At 45.6% G+C, this 17787-nt stretch carries 15 protein-coding genes and 1 pseudogene; 8 read left to right on the forward strand and 8 right to left on the reverse strand.

The window, feature by feature from the left end; translation table 11 throughout:
* Window positions 1-15: 15 nt before the first annotated feature.
* Both AC0IYG_RS08905 and AC0IYG_RS08910 read right to left on the reverse strand, forming a co-directional pair.
* Window positions 16-1497, reverse strand: a complete 1482-nt coding sequence (locus AC0IYG_RS08905) for a response regulator (protein ID WP_471710886.1) — start codon at window positions 1495-1497, stop codon at window positions 16-18.
* Window positions 1466-2617, reverse strand: a complete 1152-nt coding sequence (locus AC0IYG_RS08910) for a PAS domain-containing protein (RefSeq protein ID WP_471710743.1) — start codon at window positions 2615-2617, stop codon at window positions 1466-1468. The genes AC0IYG_RS08905 and AC0IYG_RS08910 overlap by 32 nt, the downstream gene beginning before the upstream one ends.
* A 288-nt stretch (window positions 2618-2905) precedes the next feature.
* Between AC0IYG_RS08910 and AC0IYG_RS08915 the strand changes: the two genes are divergently transcribed.
* Window positions 2906-3589: an HAD family hydrolase gene (locus tag AC0IYG_RS08915; protein ID WP_471710744.1), complete on the forward strand. Its 684-nt coding sequence runs from the start codon at window positions 2906-2908 to the stop codon at window positions 3587-3589.
* A gap of 91 nt (window positions 3590-3680) precedes the next feature.
* Here the strand turns inward: AC0IYG_RS08915 and AC0IYG_RS08920 are convergent.
* A pseudogene (locus AC0IYG_RS08920) lies at window positions 3681-5307 on the reverse strand (NADP-dependent glyceraldehyde-3-phosphate dehydrogenase).
* A gap of 151 nt (window positions 5308-5458) precedes the next feature.
* The gene (locus AC0IYG_RS08925; protein WP_471710745.1) at window positions 5459-6787 is read right to left on the reverse strand and encodes an MATE family efflux transporter; all 1329 of its coding nucleotides are present in this window, start codon (window positions 6785-6787) and stop codon (window positions 5459-5461) included.
* Window positions 6788-7011: 224 nt separating this feature from the next.
* Here AC0IYG_RS08925 and AC0IYG_RS08930 point away from each other — a divergent pair, with 224 nt between their 5' ends.
* The 7 genes from AC0IYG_RS08930 to AC0IYG_RS08960 all read left to right on the forward strand — a co-directional run bounded on the left by AC0IYG_RS08930 (window position 7012) and on the right by AC0IYG_RS08960 (window position 12199).
* Window positions 7012-8046, forward strand: coding sequence for a TonB-dependent receptor (locus AC0IYG_RS08930; RefSeq protein ID WP_471710746.1), 1035 nt, complete (start codon window positions 7012-7014; stop codon window positions 8044-8046).
* The gene (locus tag AC0IYG_RS08935; RefSeq protein ID WP_471710887.1) at window positions 8043-9281 is read left to right on the forward strand and encodes an outer membrane beta-barrel family protein; all 1239 of its coding nucleotides are present in this window, start codon (window positions 8043-8045) and stop codon (window positions 9279-9281) included. Before AC0IYG_RS08930 ends, AC0IYG_RS08935 begins: the two co-directional genes overlap by 4 nt.
* Window positions 9208-9483, forward strand: coding sequence for an outer membrane beta-barrel protein (locus AC0IYG_RS08940; RefSeq protein ID WP_471710747.1), 276 nt, complete (start codon window positions 9208-9210; stop codon window positions 9481-9483). Before AC0IYG_RS08935 ends, AC0IYG_RS08940 begins: the two co-directional genes overlap by 74 nt.
* A 146-nt stretch (window positions 9484-9629) precedes the next feature.
* On the forward strand, window positions 9630-9764 hold the full coding sequence (locus AC0IYG_RS08945; RefSeq protein ID WP_471710748.1) for a hypothetical protein: 135 nt from the start codon (window positions 9630-9632) through the stop codon (window positions 9762-9764).
* Between the two features lie 9 nt (window positions 9765-9773).
* On the forward strand, window positions 9774-10082 hold the full coding sequence (locus AC0IYG_RS08950; protein ID WP_471710749.1) for a response regulator: 309 nt from the start codon (window positions 9774-9776) through the stop codon (window positions 10080-10082).
* A gap of 54 nt (window positions 10083-10136) precedes the next feature.
* Window positions 10137-11069, forward strand: coding sequence for a PAS domain-containing protein (locus AC0IYG_RS08955; protein ID WP_471710750.1), 933 nt, complete (start codon window positions 10137-10139; stop codon window positions 11067-11069).
* A complete protein-coding gene (locus tag AC0IYG_RS08960) occupies window positions 11024-12199 on the forward strand; it encodes a sensor histidine kinase (RefSeq protein WP_471710751.1) in 1176 nt (391 codons plus the stop codon). The genes AC0IYG_RS08955 and AC0IYG_RS08960 overlap by 46 nt, the downstream gene beginning before the upstream one ends.
* Window positions 12200-12241: 42 nt before the next feature.
* Here AC0IYG_RS08960 and AC0IYG_RS08965 read toward each other — a convergent pair whose 3' ends face one another.
* The 4 genes from AC0IYG_RS08965 to AC0IYG_RS08980 form a co-directional block, all read right to left on the reverse strand.
* Window positions 12242-13114 carry a DMT family transporter gene (locus AC0IYG_RS08965; RefSeq protein WP_471710752.1) on the reverse strand — a complete coding sequence of 291 codons (873 nt, stop codon included), beginning with the start codon at window positions 13112-13114 and terminating at the stop codon, window positions 12242-12244.
* Between the two features lie 6 nt (window positions 13115-13120).
* Window positions 13121-14194 carry an NADPH dehydrogenase NamA gene (gene namA, locus AC0IYG_RS08970; RefSeq protein WP_471710753.1) on the reverse strand — a complete coding sequence of 358 codons (1074 nt, stop codon included), beginning with the start codon at window positions 14192-14194 and terminating at the stop codon, window positions 13121-13123.
* Between the two features lie 6 nt (window positions 14195-14200).
* Window positions 14201-16441, reverse strand: a complete 2241-nt coding sequence (locus AC0IYG_RS08975; protein ID WP_471710754.1) for an FUSC family protein — start codon at window positions 16439-16441, stop codon at window positions 14201-14203.
* A gap of 179 nt (window positions 16442-16620) precedes the next feature.
* A complete protein-coding gene (locus AC0IYG_RS08980) occupies window positions 16621-17700 on the reverse strand; it encodes a T9SS type A sorting domain-containing protein (RefSeq protein WP_471710755.1) in 1080 nt (359 codons plus the stop codon).
* Between the last annotated feature and the right edge of the window lie 87 nt (window positions 17701-17787).

The following is a 17787-nucleotide window of genomic DNA, read 5'->3' on the forward strand; positions in this document are numbered from 1 at the left end:
TTTTTAACAACACATTCAGACGGTTCCTTTTTTCCGGTAAGCAGCGATTTTCGCATACAATTCATTAGGCGTAAATGGCTTGCTTACATAATCATTCATTCCCACCTGAAACGCGATATCCTTGATATCCAGCATGGCAGAAGCGGTCAGCGCGATAATCGGAAGTTCTGCATATTTGCGATCAGGTAAGCATCGAATCCGGGCGGTTGCTTCATAACCGTCCATTTCGGGCATTTGCAAATCCATCAGGATCAGATCATAATCATTTTGCTGGACCAATTGGTAAGCAATCAGCCCGTTTTCTGCGACATCGTATTCAATCTCCCATTGCTTCATGAAGTTTTTCATGAGGAAAATGTTAACGGTGTTGTCTTCCACGATCAGCAGTTTTGTCCCTTTCAGACTTTGTGTTTTGGTAACAGAATGGCTTCCCGCGTCATGCGACTGGTTTGCACTAACTTTAAAGTTGAGGCTGAAATAAAATCTTGAACCTTCGCCTTGCTTACTTTCCAGTTGAATGCTGCTCTTTTGTAGTTCCAGCAAACGTTTGGTAATCGTAAGGCCCAGACCTGATCCGCCATATTTTCGGGTTGTATCCGAAGTCGCTTGCGTAAAGCTGTCGAAGATGTTTTCGATCTTGTTTTCAGGAATTCCTATTCCCGTGTCTTTCACTTCAAAGTCAATGGTGAGCACATTATTTTCGCGATTTCTGATAGCCGCCGTAACGATCACTTCACCAACTTCCGTGAACTTCACGGCATTGCTGATCAGGTTGGTAAGGATCTGTCCAAGTCGCACGGGATCGCCCACGACGGTCATATTCAGTTCGGGAGCCACATTTACCTGCAAACGGATCCCTTTTTCGTCAGCGCGTTGAATGTTTCCTGATCTGATATTTTCCAGGAGTGATGAAATGTTGAAATCGACTTCTTCAAACTCAATTTTACCAGCATCAATCTTACTGAAATCGAGAATGTCGTTGATCAGCACCAATAAATTCTCCGCCGAAAATTTAAGGATATTCAGATATTCCATCTGCTCAGGCCTCGGATCCTGTTGCAGCAGCAAATGTGTAAAACCGATCACCGCATTCATCGGTGTGCGAATTTCATGACTCATTGTGGACAGGAACTGCGATTTGGCGACTGCGGCCATTTCAGCTTCTTCCTTTGCCTTGATCAATTCCTGCTCATTTTTTTTCTGCGCATCAATGTCCATGATCGCGCCATATAATTTCACAACGCGGCCGGTCTGATCAACGAAAGGCTTTCCTATGGCGTGAATAAATTTGATTTTTCCATCGGGCAGCACAATGCGTAAGTCGAAGCTCGCGGGACTGAGATTATTGACCGCATCTTTAATATGCGAAATGTACAAATGCATGTCGTCCGGATGGATCATTTTCGAAAACAGCTCCGTATGCGGCCCGGCGCTGTCGGGTTCAAGCCCGAAAATCCGAAAAGCCTCATCGGACCAAAAATTTTGCCCCGTAACCAGGCTCTGCTTCCCAGCTTCCGCTGTGCGTCAACTGCTGCGATTCCGAAAGCATTGCCTCGTTTCGCCGGATCACTTCTTCGGCGTGCTTGCGGTGGCTGATATCGTGCCAAACCACCAGCAACACTTTTTTATTGTTGATATGGACAGGATTAAGCGTCACTTCTACAGGAAAATCTTCACCATCAAGCCGCCTATGGATCCATTCAAAACGGTTGTATCCCGTTTCATGCGCAATGCGGTCCATTTCCTTCGACTTATTCTCGGATCTTTGGCCGTCGGGCTGAAACTCTGGTGAAAATGTGGCCGGGTGAATCGACAGGAGCTGACTTTTATCCTTGCAGCGCAGCATTTTCACTGCCGCCTTATTGCAATCAATAATGCCTTGGTTGTCAATCAGCAAATGTGCATCCGTTGAATGCTGGAAAACAACACTAAGTTTTTCCTCATTCAGCTTGCTTTCGGTAAGGTCCTGCAACACACCAAAAAGCTTCACGGGTTTTCCATCTTGCAGCTCGGCCTGGCCGATCGTGCGTGCCCAAATGTCTTTGCCTTCCGTGGTTTCCATCCAAAGCTCCACATCGAAAGGCTTCCCAATATTGATCGCGTGATCAAATGCTTCCTGTATCAGCGGCTGCGACCACGGTTTGTAAAATTGAAACGCCGTTTTCAGGTCCAGAATATGTGCACTGTCGAGCGCCACGATTTCGTATATTTTCGGAGACCAAGAGGGCGTCATGGTCGGAATGTCCAGTTCCCAGGCGCCAATGCGGGCGAGGCGGCTGGCAACTTGTAAAAGATTCTCGTTTTTGGAAAGCTGTTCTTTTAGCGAGTGCCGCTCGTGAATGTCGGTGATGGAGCCCACCATTCTGGCCGGTTTGCCGTCAATAAACTTAGCATTACCTCGGCATTCGAAGAAACGGTAACCGCTGTGTTTCGTTTTAAGCCTGACGTGGACATTATAAGGAATGTTTTGTTCCAATTGCGCCTTAACGGCATCGATCACGATCTTCCTGTCTTCCGGATGGACAAGATTTCCAATAAAAGACTCATAACCCGGACTCACTTCGCCCGGCTGATATTCAAGCAGTTCGAAAAATCGGTCTGACCAGATACTGGTCATCCGTAGCAAAGTCCCAATCCCAAATTCCGGCGTTTATTCCGGAAATCACCATTTCCAAAGACTCAATTGTAAACTCTGAACTCATCTCATATGCTTTGCATTATTCAACTAAATTAAGAGAAATAACTTACTTAAATGCACAACGAATCTTCAAAATGTAAAACTACTTTGATGGATTGCGCTCCGCCTGGCGCCGCTTAGTTATTACCAAAGTAAATTCAGCCGGGTTAATTGCCAGTGCGACCGGGTAAGTGTAATTTTGGAATTGAATCAGAAAACATTTAGACAATGTCCATAAAAGTTATTGCATTCGACGCTGACGACACACTTTGGGCCAACGAGCCTTACTTTCAGGAAACAGAGCAAAAGTTCTGCGCGTTACTGGAAGATTATTTGCCGCAGCATTCCGTTTCACAGGAATTATTCAAAATACAAATTCAAAATCTGCCGCTTTATGGTTATGGCGTAAAAAGCTTCATGCTAAGCATGGTGGAAACGGCATTGAAAGTGACAGAGAACACATTGAATGTTGCCGTTATTGAAAAAGCATTGGAATATGGCAAAGAGCATTTGGCCAAACCCATCGAACTGTTGGAAGGTGTTGAAGATGTGTTGAATGCATTGAAAGGAAAGTTCAGGTTGGTTGTTGCCACAAAAGGAGATCTGCTTGACCAGGAGCGCAAGTTGAAGAAATCAGGATTGGAGCACTTTTTTCACCACATTGAAATCATGTCGGATAAAAAGGAATCTGATTATCTGAAACTGATCCGGCACCTGGACATTCTTCCCGAAGAGTTTTTAATGATTGGTAATTCGCTCAAATCTGATGTTTTGCCAGTGCTGGCGATCGGCGGTCACGCGGTGCACGTGCCTTACCACATTATCTGGGAGCACGAGAAAATCGAGCATAATGTTGAACACGCCAATTTCAGGAGCATTTCGACCATTAACGAGATTCTGTCGCACGTTTAAACGTTTTATTTATAAGTAAAAAAGCCGCCCTGGTTCAGTTGTTCTGATCGGGGCGGCTTTGTGTTGGTGAGCAGCTTTTGAATGCTGGCTGCTAGAAAATAAACTTCGTACTCAGGAAGTTAGAAGTGTCTTCATGCACGATCTCATTGATCAGCTGCTTATTGGCATCGTTCATCTTAAATGCAACCAGCGAGCGAATTGAGAAAGAACGGATCGCGTCGGCAACGGACAAGGTTCCTTCTGCGCTGTCCTTGCGGCCTGTAAATGGAAACACATCCGGCCCGCGCTGACATTGACTGTTGATATTGACACGGCTAACCTGATTAACCAACGGATCGATCAGCGCAGCAACTTCGTCGGCATTGTTACTGAAAATACTAACCTGCTGCCCGTGCGTGGATTCGATCAAATATTCAATGGTTTCTTCCAAATCATCAAATGCGACAACCGGCACGATCGGACCGAATTGTTCTTCGTAATAGAGCTTCATTTTATCATTGACCGGATACACAACGGCCGGATAGAAGAATGAACCTTCCGATTTGCCGCCGTTTTCATTGATGATCTGTGCGCCGTGTTCGAGTGCGTCCGCGATGCAGTCGTTGAGATATTCAATTTTATTGGTTTCCGGGAGCGGCGTTAATGCAACGCCTTTTTCCCACGGCATACCAAATTTCAATTCTGCAACGGCAGCACTCAGCTCTTGCAAAAACTGGTCTGCAATGCTCCTGTGAACCCAAACTATTTTCAAGGCCGTGCAGCGCTGTCCATTGAATGAAAGTGACCCCGTAATGATCTCTTTTACAGCCAGGTTAATGTCTGCATGCGGCGTAACGATCGCTGCATTTTTTGCATCCAAACCTAAGACCGCCCGCAGACGGTTCACTTTCGGATGTGATTTTTTAAGCTCATTAGCAACCTTGCTGGATCCGATCAGCGTCAGCACATTAATTTTTCCCGATTGCATTAATCCGGGCACAATGGCATTTCCGCGTCCGTAAATCACATTGACCACGCCTTTTGGAAAACTGTTTTTAAATGCTTCCTGCAAAGGATAATGCAGCAATGTTCCAAATTTCGGAGGTTTGAAAAGGATGGTGTTGCCCATGATCAGTGCGGGGATGCAGGGTAGTGAAAGTTTCGTTAAGCGGGTAATTAAATGGCCCCATGCAAAGCACAACGCCAAGTGGTGAACGTCTGACCTGCGCCGCAATGCCGTCCACAATGTCAAAGCCGGAAGAGTCGCGGTCCAGGTTTTTCAGCGAGTCAATGGTCGCATAAATGTATTCGACTGTCCGGTCAAATTCCTTGGTGGAATCCGCAAATGACTTGCCGATTTCCCACATAATAAGCTTCACGATAATGTCCTTCTGCTCGATCATTGCGCCGGTGAACCGCTCCACGCAATGGATCCTTTCGGCCACGCTCATCGTTGGCCATTCGCCCCGGCCATTGTTATACGCAGCCACCGCAGCATCAAGTGACGTCTCGGCTTCCTGAGCTGTGCAAATCGGGTAACTGCCTATCAATTTGCGTTGAAGGCCGTTTTCGGTGCGGATGCAAACGGGTGAATACACCTCATGCACAGGCCCATCCCAGGGTTTCATTTCGCCGTCGCTGAGAAACTCGCGCTGGTGAACCAATGATGGGAGCAAAAATTCCGCTGGGATGTCTTTTTCTTCGACAAAGATGTTTTTTAACGTGGAATTGAAATCCATTGAATCAATAGTTATTGTGGAACCGGAACATTTCTAACACACTGGGATGACGACGAAGTTTGAAGCTTACATCCCTACTTTGAAACAAATTTATCTCAGTTTAAAATTCTGACAACAGACTTTTTTAGGCTCGTAATTTGACAGGATATGATCAAATTTTGCTCCCTTTTGTCATTTTAAAGAATCTCATGATCAAAAATAAGGAAGCCATCGTCAATCCGAGGATTAATCCAATCCACATGCCCACGGCGCCCATGCTGAAATGAAAGGCGAGGAGATAGCCCACGGGAATGCCAATAACCCAATACGCAATGCCGATCAGAATGGTGGGCGTCTTTACATCTTTGATCCCGCGCAGCAAGCCGGCGCCGATGGCCTGGGTGCTATCGGAGATCTGAAACACGGCCGCGAAAAGCAGCAGCAAAGCGGCAAGCGAAAGCACCTCGGTGTTTTTGTTGAAAAATGAAGGAATTTGGTTTCTGAATGCGGCAAAGAGAACGGCACAAATGGTCCCGTAAGCCAATGCTGTATATAATGTACTTTTCCCGATAACGAAGATTTTAGGCCAGTCTTTCCGGCCCAATGCATTGCTGACGCGGATGGAGCCGGCCTGCGCAAGTCCCATGGAAACCATAAATGTAAGTGACGCGCTGCTCAATGCGATCTGATGCGCGGCTTGCGCTACGGCGCCTAATGTTCCGATTATGATCCCCGAAACCGCAAATGCACCGGCTTCCATGCCGATCTGCAAGCTGCTCGGAACACCAATATGCAGCAATTCACGCCAGGTTTGCGCCTTGAATTTCCACTGACTGCTGCTTACAGCCATGTATTTGGAAAAAGTTTTGTGTTTCAGAATGACGATGGCGAGCGCGAGAAAAATAATGGTCCGGGTGATGAGCGTTGCCCAGCCTGCGCCTTCCAGTTCGAGCCGGGGAAATCCCCAATTGCCGTAAATGAGCAGCCAGTTGAGTAAAATGTTAAGCGGCATGCCCGAAAGCGACAGAATCATGGCAGTCCGCGTGTGTTCCAACCCATCCGCGAATTGCTTGAGCGTCATGAAAAGCAGCATCGGAATGATCGACAAGCCCATTAATTTCATAAAAGGGATTGCTAATGTCACCACTTCCGGATCCTGGCCGAGGTGATGCAGCAGATCTTTTCCGAAAACGAGCGTCAGCGATATGATGATGGCGGTCAATGCGCAAAGGCAAAAACCATTGAACAAATAATGGGAAACCAATTTTGCATCGCTGCGTCCATTGGCCAGCGAAACCATTTGCGAGACCGAAATCGTCATCCCGATGCCGAGTACAAAGGGAATGTTCATTGCATTGATTACCAGTGCTGCCGCGGCAAGTTGTTTGTAACTGATTGCGCCCACCATAGCGCTGTCGATAAGGTGGAGGGCCATTTGGGCGAGTTCGCCGATGATGATGGGTAAGGCTAATTTTAATGTTTGTGAAGCTTCGGTTTTCATGAAATGCCAATAGAATGCTCAAAAAGACTGCAAAGTTAGGTAACCTATCCGAATTAACTTTGATTCGTTTCCTTCTGGCTTCTTTTAGAATTGTTCGTGAACGATAATTTAATACTGGATTTATGCGACTGTCCAGTAACTTAGTAGAGTAAAATTGATAAGAAAATAGGTTTCTATATTTGTACAAAAAAAAGATTATCGAAAAAACGCTTACAAACTTTATAATGATCATTAAACGCAGGATTGCTGGAAGAGGCTTCAATAGGGCAGCGATAAGATACACGTTGACCGGGTTGGGAGTTTTATTGAATGTTATTTGCGGTCAGCATTTGCTTGCACAATCGGCCAAAAAACTGTCTGTAACCGGAAAAATCATTGACGCCCAAAACAATGGTCCGCTTGGCTACGCGAGCATCCGGCTTTTCAAATCGGCCGACAGCACTTTCATAGCAGGTGCGATCACGGACGAAACCGGTGGGTTTGTGGTTGACATTGCTGCCGGATCCTATTATGCGTTGTCTGAATTCATTGGTTATAAGCCGCATGTAACGCCTAACATTAAACTCACTGATGCCAACTCGCCATTGGATCTAGGCTCAATAAAAATTTCCGGTTCAGCCAGAACGCTCGATGAAGTGACCGTGCAGGCGGAGAAAAGCTCGATGGAACTGTCTCTGGACAAAAAAATATTTAATGTTGGGAAAGATCTTGCAAATGCGGGTGGAACTGCGGTGGACATTCTTACCAATGTGCCTTCTGTTGCCGTGGACGTGGAGGGCAATGTAAGCCTTCGCGGAAGTGGCAATGTGCGTATATTAATCGACGGCAAGCCTTCGGGTTTGGTGAGCATTAAGGGTGCGAGTGGCTTGCAGCAATTGCAAGGCAGCATGATCGAGCGCGTTGAGATCATTACCAATCCATCGGCGCGTTATGAGGCGGAAGGAATGGGCGGGGTGATCAATATTGTGTTGAAAAAAGAAAGAAAAGAGGGGATTAACGGCTCGTTTGACATTATTACAGGCTATCCAACGAATTACGGTGCGGCTGCGAATGTGAATTACCGCCGCAAAAACCTTAATTTCTTTATCAATTACACGATGTCTTACCGCAACACGCCGGGTAAGAATTATTTGTATCAAGAGCTTTACCGCAACGATTCCACATTCATTATGGAGCGCGATATGACTTCCAATCTCAAAGGAATGAACAACAGTGCGCGCGGTGGGATTGATTATTATTTTAACCCAAAAACATCCTGACCGGCTCTTACACCTGGCGGACGAGCAAAGGAAAACGCTTTTCAACATTAAAATACAGGGATTACCTGGGCAGCACGAACAACCTGACGAGCTTCACGAACAGAACTCAGGACGAAACCGAAACGGAGCCGAATTCGGAATATTCACTGACTTACAGAAAGACGTTTAACCGGAAGGGGCAGGAGCTTACGGCGGATGTGCGTTACCTGGATAACTGGGAAAATTCTGATCAGTATTATAGGGAGAACGTTTTCAATCCCAACGGCAGTCCTTCCGGCATTCCGCCATTGCTGCAACGCGCCGTGAATTACGAGACGGAAAAGCAGCTTTTGTTCCAGCTCGATTATGTGCATCCTTTTGGTAAAGACGGGAAATTTGAGGCGGGCGCAAGAAGTAGCTCGCGGGATATGACCAACGATTACACCGTGACGCAGGAAACAAGCGAAGGGTGGATTACATTGCCAAACCTGACGAACGACTTTTTATACGAAGAAAACATTAATGCGGCATATGGAATTGTGGGCAACAAAACTGGCAAATTCTCTTATCAGGCGGGTTTACGAGCCGAATGGACGGGAGTGACAACGGAACTTAAACAAACGGCGGAAGTGAACAAGCGGACTTATGCCAACCTTTTTCCGAGTGTGCATGTGACTTATGATTTTGCAAAACAGAATGCTTTTCAGCTGAGTTTCAGCCGTCGCGTGCGCAGGCCGCAATACAATGACCTGAGCCCTTTTGCGACTTATAGTGATAACCGTAATTATTGGAGCGGAAACCCGGACCTTAACCCTGAGTTTACCAATGTTTTTGAATTTGGTCACATTAAATACATGAGCAAAGGCTCGTTGACTTCGTCTGTTTATTACCGGCATACCAACGGGAAAATCACGAGCATCAGGACCGCGTCCAGGAGGATGGAAGCTCTTACAGACGTCCGGAAAACCTGGGAACGGGAAGATGCTTACGGCGCTGAATTCACAAGCTCTTTCACACCTTATCAATGGTGGAAACTGGATGGAAGCTTAAACTTTTTCAGGGCGATTACGGACGGCACCGGGCTGGACGAAGATTTTCAAAGCGATACATACAGCTGGTTTGTCAGAATGATGTCGCGGTTCACATTATGGAAGACAACGGATGTTCAATTGCGCGGAAATTATGAAGCGCCGCAGCAAACGCCAGCAAGGCAAGCGCAAGGCACTGGCGACATTGGATCTTGCTGCAAGCCGTGATATTTTGAAAAACAACGGAACATTGACACTCAGCGTGATAGATGTATTTAACTCACGTAAATACCGCTCGGTGATCGAGGGCGCTAACTTTTATACGATCAATAATTCGCAGGGAAGAAGACGGCAGATTAACCTGACATTAAACTACCGGTTGCACCAGGCAAAGAAGAAAACGAAGGAAGGTGCGGAAGGAGAATTTTAATCAAGAAAAATTTTATTAAACGGCAAATCTTACATAACTTGTATCATATCTTCGCAAAAATTATTAAGGAATTTAAACACGCTGGGTCTAACTAAAATCTATAATTAACGTTAATTAAAGTAGAAAAGAGAACCTATAACCCGGATATGAGCGCAAAACCAAATAAATCTATTTTCCTTGCTGACGACGATGCAGATGATTGCATGCTGTTCGAAGATGCATTGAGAGAGGTGAGCACATCAACGGAACTTGTGACGGCCAATGACGGAGTTGGGTTGTAATTCAACTTAATGGAAACGACCGTTCCGCCTCCACCGGACGTAATTTTTCTGGATCTGAACATGCCAAGAAAAAACGGTTTTGAATGTTTGGAACAAATCAGAAAAACGAAAGCCTGGGAAAGCATTCCCGTTGTAATATTTTCGACGACCGGACAAGAGGAAATGGTGCGCAAAGTGCATGAGCAGGGCGCCAATTATTTCATCAGAAAGCCAGGCTCATTCCCCAAGTTGAAGCAAGCGATCAAACAAATCCTTGACATTGACTGGTCTAAGCACAACTGGAAACCGGCCGCAGAAAATTTTTATTATCAATATTAGTACGGAAAGTTCACCTCCGAAATCCCAGGACGGAGACATCCATCAGCAAAACTAGTGGACAAGTTAAAGCTAGACACGGACCCAAACGGGCGTGTTATTGAACAAAACATTCAGTCATCTCATAAGCAAATCGGTATAAACGATAGCGAAAGCAAGTTCAGGAACACAATGAAACAGGCTCCCGTAGGAATAACAATCCTTCGGGGACCTGATTTTTTTGTTGAAATGGCCAACGATACATATCTCGATATCGTCCACAAAACGGAGGAAGAGTTCGTTAACAGGCCACTTTTTGAGTCACTGCCCGAGGTTAAGGCATCCATTGAGCAAATTCTGCACGATGTTTTGCGAACAGGCGTTGCCTATAATGGCAATGAATTCGGTGTAACCATCACTCGCTTTGGTGCACCCCAGCAATGTTACTTCAACTTTGTATATCAGCCGCTTTTTGAGGAGTCCGGAGAAATTTCGGGCATCATTGTCGTTGCTACTGAGGTTACACAGCAGGTTTTGGCAAAACACCGGCTCGAACGCAGTGAAAACCAGTTCAGAACATTGGTAACACAATCGCCCTTTGCCAAAGCGATTCTCAAAGGCCCGGATTTCCTGATCAGCATTGCCAATGAAACAATGTTGAAAAACATCTGGCGCAGGGAATTGCATGAGGTTGTGGGTAAGCGCTTGTTTGACGTTTTCCCGGAACTTGAACAGCAAAATTTTGCAGGCATCCTGAATGATGTGCTCGGAACCGGTTTGCTGCATCGGGCCAATGAAGCGCCAATCATCATTAATGGTCCGGATGGGGAAAAGGAATATTATCTTGATTTACAATATGCGCCTATTTTCGAGACGGATGACGCTGCTGCCGGCATTATGCTGTCCGTCAATGATGTGACCGACAAAGTAAGGCTGCGAAGGAAATTTCTGAAGCGGCTGAGCGCTTGTCGCTGGCGACGGACGGGACACAGCTGGCAACCTGGGACTTGAACCTGCAAACCAAACAGGTTATTTATTCAGCAAGGTTAGCCGCAATTTTTGGTGTTCCGGAAAACCAGACGCTTACGCACGCGGAAATGCGCAGTCGGCTGCATCCGGATGACCGTGTTAATGTGGTTGAAAAGGCATTTGCGGAGGCGCTGAAAACGGGCAACTATTATTACGAATCACGCATCATTCATCCTGACGGCACAACACATTGGATCAGAACGCAGGGTAAAATCCTTTATGACGCCAATCATCAGCCGCTGAGAATGCTCGGCACAATGATGGACATCACGGATCGAAAGGAAGATGAACTGGCATTGAAAATCAGTGAAGACAAATACAGAACACTCGCCGACGAGCTGGAAACGCAGGTTCAGCTCCGGACAAAGGAATTGACGATTGCCAACAGTGAATTGGTTAAGACCAACATGGAACTCGCGCAGTTTGCTTACGTGGCGAGCCACGATTTGCAGGAGCCGCTGCGTAAAATCCAGACTTTTGCAACACGGATTCTTGAAACGGAAGTGGATAACATTTCGGAACGGGGCAAGGATTATTTCAGAAGAATGCAAGCGTCTTCCACGCGCATGCAGCAGCTTATTGTGGATCTGCTGGCCTTTTCACGCGCCAATGCCATTGAAAAACATTACGAGCACACGGACCTGAATGTGGTTTTAGAGAATGTAAAAGAGCAGCTCAGCGACTCTATCCAGCAGACCAACACAACCATTTTAAGCGAACACCTTCCTGAAATCGATGTGATCGTTTATCAATTCGAGCAGCTTTTTACAAATCTGATTGCTAATGCGATCAAATTCACCAAACCTGGTGTCAACCCGGTTATAACCATCCGCACGGGACAAATTTCGGGCGAACTGATTCCGGTCAATGACGCTGACCGTCACATTAATTACCAATACATTTCATTTTCAGATAATGGCATTGGCTTTGAACCGCAATTTAAAGACCGCATTTTTCAGGTTTTCCAGCGCCTGCATAACAGAAGCGCATATGAAGGCACAGGCATTGGTCTGGCGATTTGTAAAAAAATCGTTGAAAATCACAAGGGAGTGATCGACGCCATCGGCAAACCGGACATAGGCTCAACATTCATTATTTATCTGCCACTCTGAATGTGAATGTCGCATTAACAGTCAAGCGGGAAAGCATATGCCTTATATTTTGGGCTGCTTGCGACTGAAATCTTTCTGAAAAGTAATGGCTATGCCGGCAAGAATGATGATGCCGCCGACGATCATGGAGCGCGTAATGGCCTCGTTGATGAAGAGCCAGGCAAGCAAACCAGTGACTACGGCCTGGCTTAATAAGCTCAGCGAAACGCTTTTAGCATCCATTTTCTTGATCGCATAACTGATCGTAAGCCAGCCTACCAACTGACAAATCAGTCCTTCAATTACAAACACGCCCCAAACCGTGCCGGAAAAATTCCAAAGCGGCTCATTGAAATACAGGCATATCAGCAGTAAATAAATGCTGGACACGGCCATACTGATCGTCATAAAGCTGATAATGTCGATTTTGCCCAAAATCGACTTGCTGATCAGCATGTAGGAAGCATATAAAATCCCGGATAAAACGGCGAGCGCAAAACCGCGGTCTAAACGCATTTCCATAAATGAGCTTGGCCCGATGAGCACGACCATTCCGGCAACGGCGACAAATGTGCCGATCCAGAAACTCGATTTTGGCCGGTCGTTGAGGAAAAGAAAAGCCCCGATCCCGACCCAAACGGGTGACAGGTTAGTCAGGATCGTGGCTTGGGTTGCATTGGAATAATGTATCGCCAGATTCCAGACTGCTATGTCCGTAGCGAATATGATTCCGCACAGTGCAATGGGAAATAGCAGCTTTTTATCGGGCCAGGTAAATTTCTGTTTGAATGCGATCCAAGGAATCAGGAAAATGAAACCCAAAAACATGCGGTAAAAAGCAGATGTAATGCCGGAAACCGGAGCCCATTTTACCAAAACAGGAAAAATACTGATGCATAATAACCCGACAAAAAGACTGACGCGTGGATTCAACATATCCTGTTAATGAGCTGGCTTTGCGCGGTCATATTGAATTGGCCACGTAATGTCCTCGCCCAATTCATGTGCAGCATGCAACGGGAAATAGGGATCGCGAAGTAGTTCACGCGCCATAACGATCAAATCCGCTTCGCCATTTTGCAAAATTTCTTCTGCCTGTTTTGCCTCCGTAATCATCCCGACAGCGCCTGTTAATGAACCGGTTTCTTTTTTAATTTTTGCCGAAAAAGGAACTTGATAGGAGGGCCCAACGGTGATTTTTTGATGCGCAGCCAAGCCTCCGCTCGACACATCAATCAGATCAACACCTTTCGTTTTCAACACATTAACCAGTGCAACGGATTGGTTTTCGTCCCATCCGTTTTCAGCCCAGTCCGTTGCCGAAATACGGACAAGCAAAGGCAAATCCGCCGGCCACACTTGCTGCACGGCGTCTATGATTTCGATTAATAAACGGCTTCTGTTTTCCAAGCTTCCGCCATAAGCGTCTGTGCGCTTGTTGCTTAGTGGAGACAAAAATTGGTGAATAAGATAACCGTGCGCCGCATGCAGCTCAATAACCTGAAAACCAGCATTTAATGCACGTTTAGCAGCTGCTGCAAAATCAGAAACGACCTTCGTGATGCCATCCGCATCTAATGCCAGCGGCGCAGCTTCTTTTTCATTAAAAGGAATGTCAGAAGCGCTAAGCGTTTGCCAGCCGCCCTGATCAACCGGAACTTGCCCACGGCCTTTCCACGCTGGAAAAGTGCTCGCTTTTCGGCCTGCATGGCTCAGCTGGATGCCTGGAACGGCTCCTTGCCCTTTGATAAAATCAGTGATTTGTTTCAGTTTTTCAATGTGCTCATCTTTCCAAATTCCAAGATCCTCGGGTGAAATTCTTGCCTCGGGTGAAACAGATGTGGCTTCGGCAATCACCAGCGCCGCGCCGCCAACCGCCCTGCTTCCCAAATGCACCAAATGCCAGTCATTGGCAAAACCGTCGACGGACGAATATTGGCACATCGGCGAAACGACGATCCTGTTTTTAAGCGTAATACTTTTAATGGTAAGCGGAGTGAACAGTTGCGATGACATAAGTTATTATTGGGTTTTTAGTGCTTTTATTTTTTGTAAAATCTTGATTTCGTCAATGGTAATGGTGCTGATCAATTCAAAAAGGCCATTTACGGTTTTTAAATCAGACAACATCCTGCGGGCAGGCGACTGATCTGCTATCTCGATGCCCAGCTCTTTGATTTCTTTCTTGCGCTTCGTCAGCAATTCCAGAAGTTTTTGATTTTGCGGCAATGATTCACGGGCGATCTCAAATGTGTTTTCCACTTTGCCTTCAATCAGGTCTGCCGCAGCTTTCAATTGTCTGTCGATCTGCCGGATCATCACTTCAAATTCAACCGAAAAATCTGAATATTCCAGCGTCTGCGCATAGGTGGACAAGGACGCAATGTAGGAAGTCAACATATGGCTCGTAGCGACGAACTGATGATATTCCTCCATATTCAGTTGCTGGCGTTTCGGCTCGGACAGCATCTTTTGAAAGTTGTCCGACAAGTTGGCCATGGCAATGATGGCATCTTTGCGCAGCAATTTCAATTCGTTGATGTCAAGTGGTTTGCCTGTGAATTTGGCCGCAACGACGTCAAAATATTTCCGGTTCGCATGCAGCGCATCTGAAATGTATTGATTGATCTGCGTGTGTTCCCAAACGGGCAGCACATATGATGAGATCAAATAGGCAATAATTGATCCGATGATGGTGTCCGTCACGCGCTCATGCAGCACGGCCGTAATGTGCTGCGGATTCAAAAAGTTGAACGACAGCACCACGTAAAGCGTAATGCTCGTGGACGCCACGAAGTAATTGATTTTCAAGAAGCTATAAGCCAGAATCATTGCCAGCATCATAATCATAAAAAGAGCGGTGCCGTCATGAATGGCATATAAAAGGAGAAAACTGGAAACAACCCCGGCAATAGTGCCGCCAATCCGATGGAGATTTCGCTGTTTGGTAATGCTGAAAGCAGGTTTCAGGATCACCACAATGGTCAGTAAAATCCAGTAACCATGCCCGACTTCCAGAAAAAGCGAAGTAATGTAACCCAGTAACAAGGCAATCGTAACCCGCACCGCATGCCTGAAATGGCTCGATTTGAGCGAAAGATTATCCAGCAGAATGCGCGGATGATATTCCTGTTTCGGAATGAAGTTCTCGGTTTCAACATTCAGCTTGTAACCTGTGCTCACTTCCGTATCGTAAGTGGTCGCCCTATGGAGCTTCTTTACACGTTCCGTAATGTCTTGCAGCGAGTTTAAAATTTGCCGTAACATGATAAAATCCTCCATGTTATCATGCGTCATGTTCGTTTCCCGCATTCTCTCAAATGCTTTCTGACATTTGTTGAAAGCCTCGTCAAGGTCATGCTTGCGCTGGGATGGAAAGCCCGTTTGCACGGCAATCCCGATCTGCTGAATTTCCGCTGAAAGCCACGTAATGTAAGTTCCAAACAGCCTGAGCACTTTGGTATGATCAAAAGCGCGGTGCAGATTTGCGTAGTTTTGCTGCGAGTTGAGGATCCTTTCGAAGAGGTCAATGCTGTCGAGAAACATCAGCATCAGAATGCGGCTCTTATTGGTCGATTCCGTTACAATTTCTCTCGTTTTAAAAAGGATTTCACGCAGATTTTCATGGTTTTCGCGAAGGATAACCTGTTGATGGATCATTTTATTAAACAATTCATCATAATCAGGGTTGGCAAAATAATAGCCCGCTTTGACGGACAAAAGCTCGCCTAATTCCACAAAATTTTCACCCAAAAGCTGCTGTATGAGCTTGTAAGGCAATAATTTTTGCAAAATCATAAATAAGATGAAATACCAAAGTCCGCCTGCCGAGAAGATCAATGCCGTGCGCAAAACCATGTCACCACTCAGGTGATCGTCGATGTTAAACACAAATACAAGCAGCGCAATAAGCCCGATGCTATTGACACGGTTGCCATAAACGCCAACCAGCGAAAAGAACATCCCGAAAACGATGATCTCAACAAAAATGATGAAATGGATGTGTCGCAAAAAACCCGTGATGCAAGCGACCGCAAAGCACGTTAGTATCGCAATGATGAGTGAATTTCGCCTTCTGTGATATGGGCCTGGATTGTCTGTTCCGCCGATTAGTAACGTGCCAAGCGGAAAGGCGATCATCTCCGCAAGTATGCCATAATGCTGAAATATGAGGCTGGGAACAACGGCTCCAAGGGTTAATCTTACGCCCGTAGAGAGATAATGACTGGAAATAAACTTCTTGAATTCGTCGAGGTAATTCATGCTGACTTGTTTCTTACTAACAATTGTTTGCACATATTGTTAGCAAGCGATTAATCTTTGACTGGTGTGCTGGTGATAAATATAGTCTGTTTTGTTCCTATTTAGAAACAAAAAGTTGTTCTACCAGGATTCACCAGCCAGACAAAGATTTAGTTATCGATTGAACGAAGCGATAACGGTTACTCTACGACCACTCGTAGGGAGGTTTCAATGGCGTCGGTTGCTATGACCCTTAAAATGTAGATTCCGGGCTGCACTTTGCCAAAATCAATTTGATTATTTTTTACTACAATGTTCTTTTTTACAACACGGCCCTCTACGTTAAGGATGTCGACCGATTGTGCGGAAATGCCATTTAGAGTCACAATTCCCTTGGTTGGATTGGGATAAATGCCCTGCAATCTATGCAGATGCATAATAACGACCTTGCTGTAAGCAAATGTGTCATCCTTATCAACCATTTTCAGGCGATAGTAATTTTGTCCAGCACTAGGGTTGAGATCAGTGAAAGCGTAATGTTGATTCGTTTTGCTTTCCCCGACAGAGTTTACAGTAGCAATTCTTACCCAATCAAGTGCATTTTTACTTTTTTCGACTTCAAAATGGCGGCTGTTTACTTCTTCCGTTGTAGACCAATTTAACATAGCAGTATTAACTTCATTTCGAACAGAAAATGCCCTAAGCTTAACTGGGAAAGAGCTCAATTGAAATGCGATGGAGGCCCAACTTCCTAGTTCCTCATTAAAGAAATAATTTAGCTGGCCGGAATCAAAAAATCGGTTTACTTGGTCAGCAACCTGCAATCCGTCCATTTTTACTGACCAAACGTGCAACCCCTCGAAGCGACCAGCAAGCATCGCGACACTACTTGGGCCATCAGTTCCTGTCATAGGGTTTGTCACGATAAAGTCTATCATGTCAAGGGTTTCTCCTGGGGCGAGAGTAATCGGCAAACTTCCTCTCCAAATCAATGTCGATTTTGTTCCAAAGTTCCAATATGCACTATCTCTAACCGATTGACTAACTCCGGGTGTGGAAGGTAAAAATGTCTCTTTTCCAGCATCAAGATAGGAACCGAGATTGATTGTAAACTGGACTTCATTTATATTACCCTGGACGGTTGTTGTCCCGTTGTTCTTAATCATCATGATCAATTTTGTATCAACAATTCCCCGTTTTAGAGACCCTTGGATGTTTTGAGCGATCGATGGGAAAATAGATGCGAAAATGAACGCGGTTATCAGTAAACATTTGATCATGTGTGTAAACTTAAAATGAAATTAAATATTCAAATAATTTAATCAATAAGCAAAGCGATGTCACTCTTTACTCACCTATTCTTGTTT

It is taken from the genome of Dyadobacter sp. AC419 (assembly GCF_979253085.1).

Bases quoted from the DNA above. Each gene is read 5' to 3' on its own strand.
- AC0IYG_RS08910 (WP_471710743.1), bottom strand. From the start codon at position 2,617: ATGACCAGTATCTGGTCAGACCGATTTTTCGAACTGCTTGAATATCAG.
- AC0IYG_RS08915 (WP_471710744.1), top strand. From the start codon at position 2,906: ATGTCCATAAAAGTTATTGCATTCGACGCTGACGACACACTTTGGGCC.
- AC0IYG_RS08925 (WP_471710745.1), bottom strand. From the start codon at position 6,787: ATGAAAACCGAAGCTTCACAAACATTAAAATTAGCCTTACCCATCATC.
- AC0IYG_RS08930 (WP_471710746.1), top strand. From the start codon at position 7,012: ATGATCATTAAACGCAGGATTGCTGGAAGAGGCTTCAATAGGGCAGCG.
- AC0IYG_RS08940 (WP_471710747.1), top strand. From the start codon at position 9,208: ATGAAGCGCCGCAGCAAACGCCAGCAAGGCAAGCGCAAGGCACTGGCG.
- AC0IYG_RS08945 (WP_471710748.1), top strand. From the start codon at position 9,630: ATGAGCGCAAAACCAAATAAATCTATTTTCCTTGCTGACGACGATGCA.
- AC0IYG_RS08950 (WP_471710749.1), top strand. From the start codon at position 9,774: ATGGAAACGACCGTTCCGCCTCCACCGGACGTAATTTTTCTGGATCTG.
- AC0IYG_RS08965 (WP_471710752.1), bottom strand. From the start codon at position 13,114: ATGTTGAATCCACGCGTCAGTCTTTTTGTCGGGTTATTATGCATCAGT.
- namA (WP_471710753.1), bottom strand. From the start codon at position 14,194: ATGTCATCGCAACTGTTCACTCCGCTTACCATTAAAAGTATTACGCTT.
- AC0IYG_RS08975 (WP_471710754.1), bottom strand. From the start codon at position 16,441: ATGAATTACCTCGACGAATTCAAGAAGTTTATTTCCAGTCATTATCTC.
- AC0IYG_RS08980 (WP_471710755.1), bottom strand. From the start codon at position 17,700: ATGATCAAATGTTTACTGATAACCGCGTTCATTTTCGCATCTATTTTC.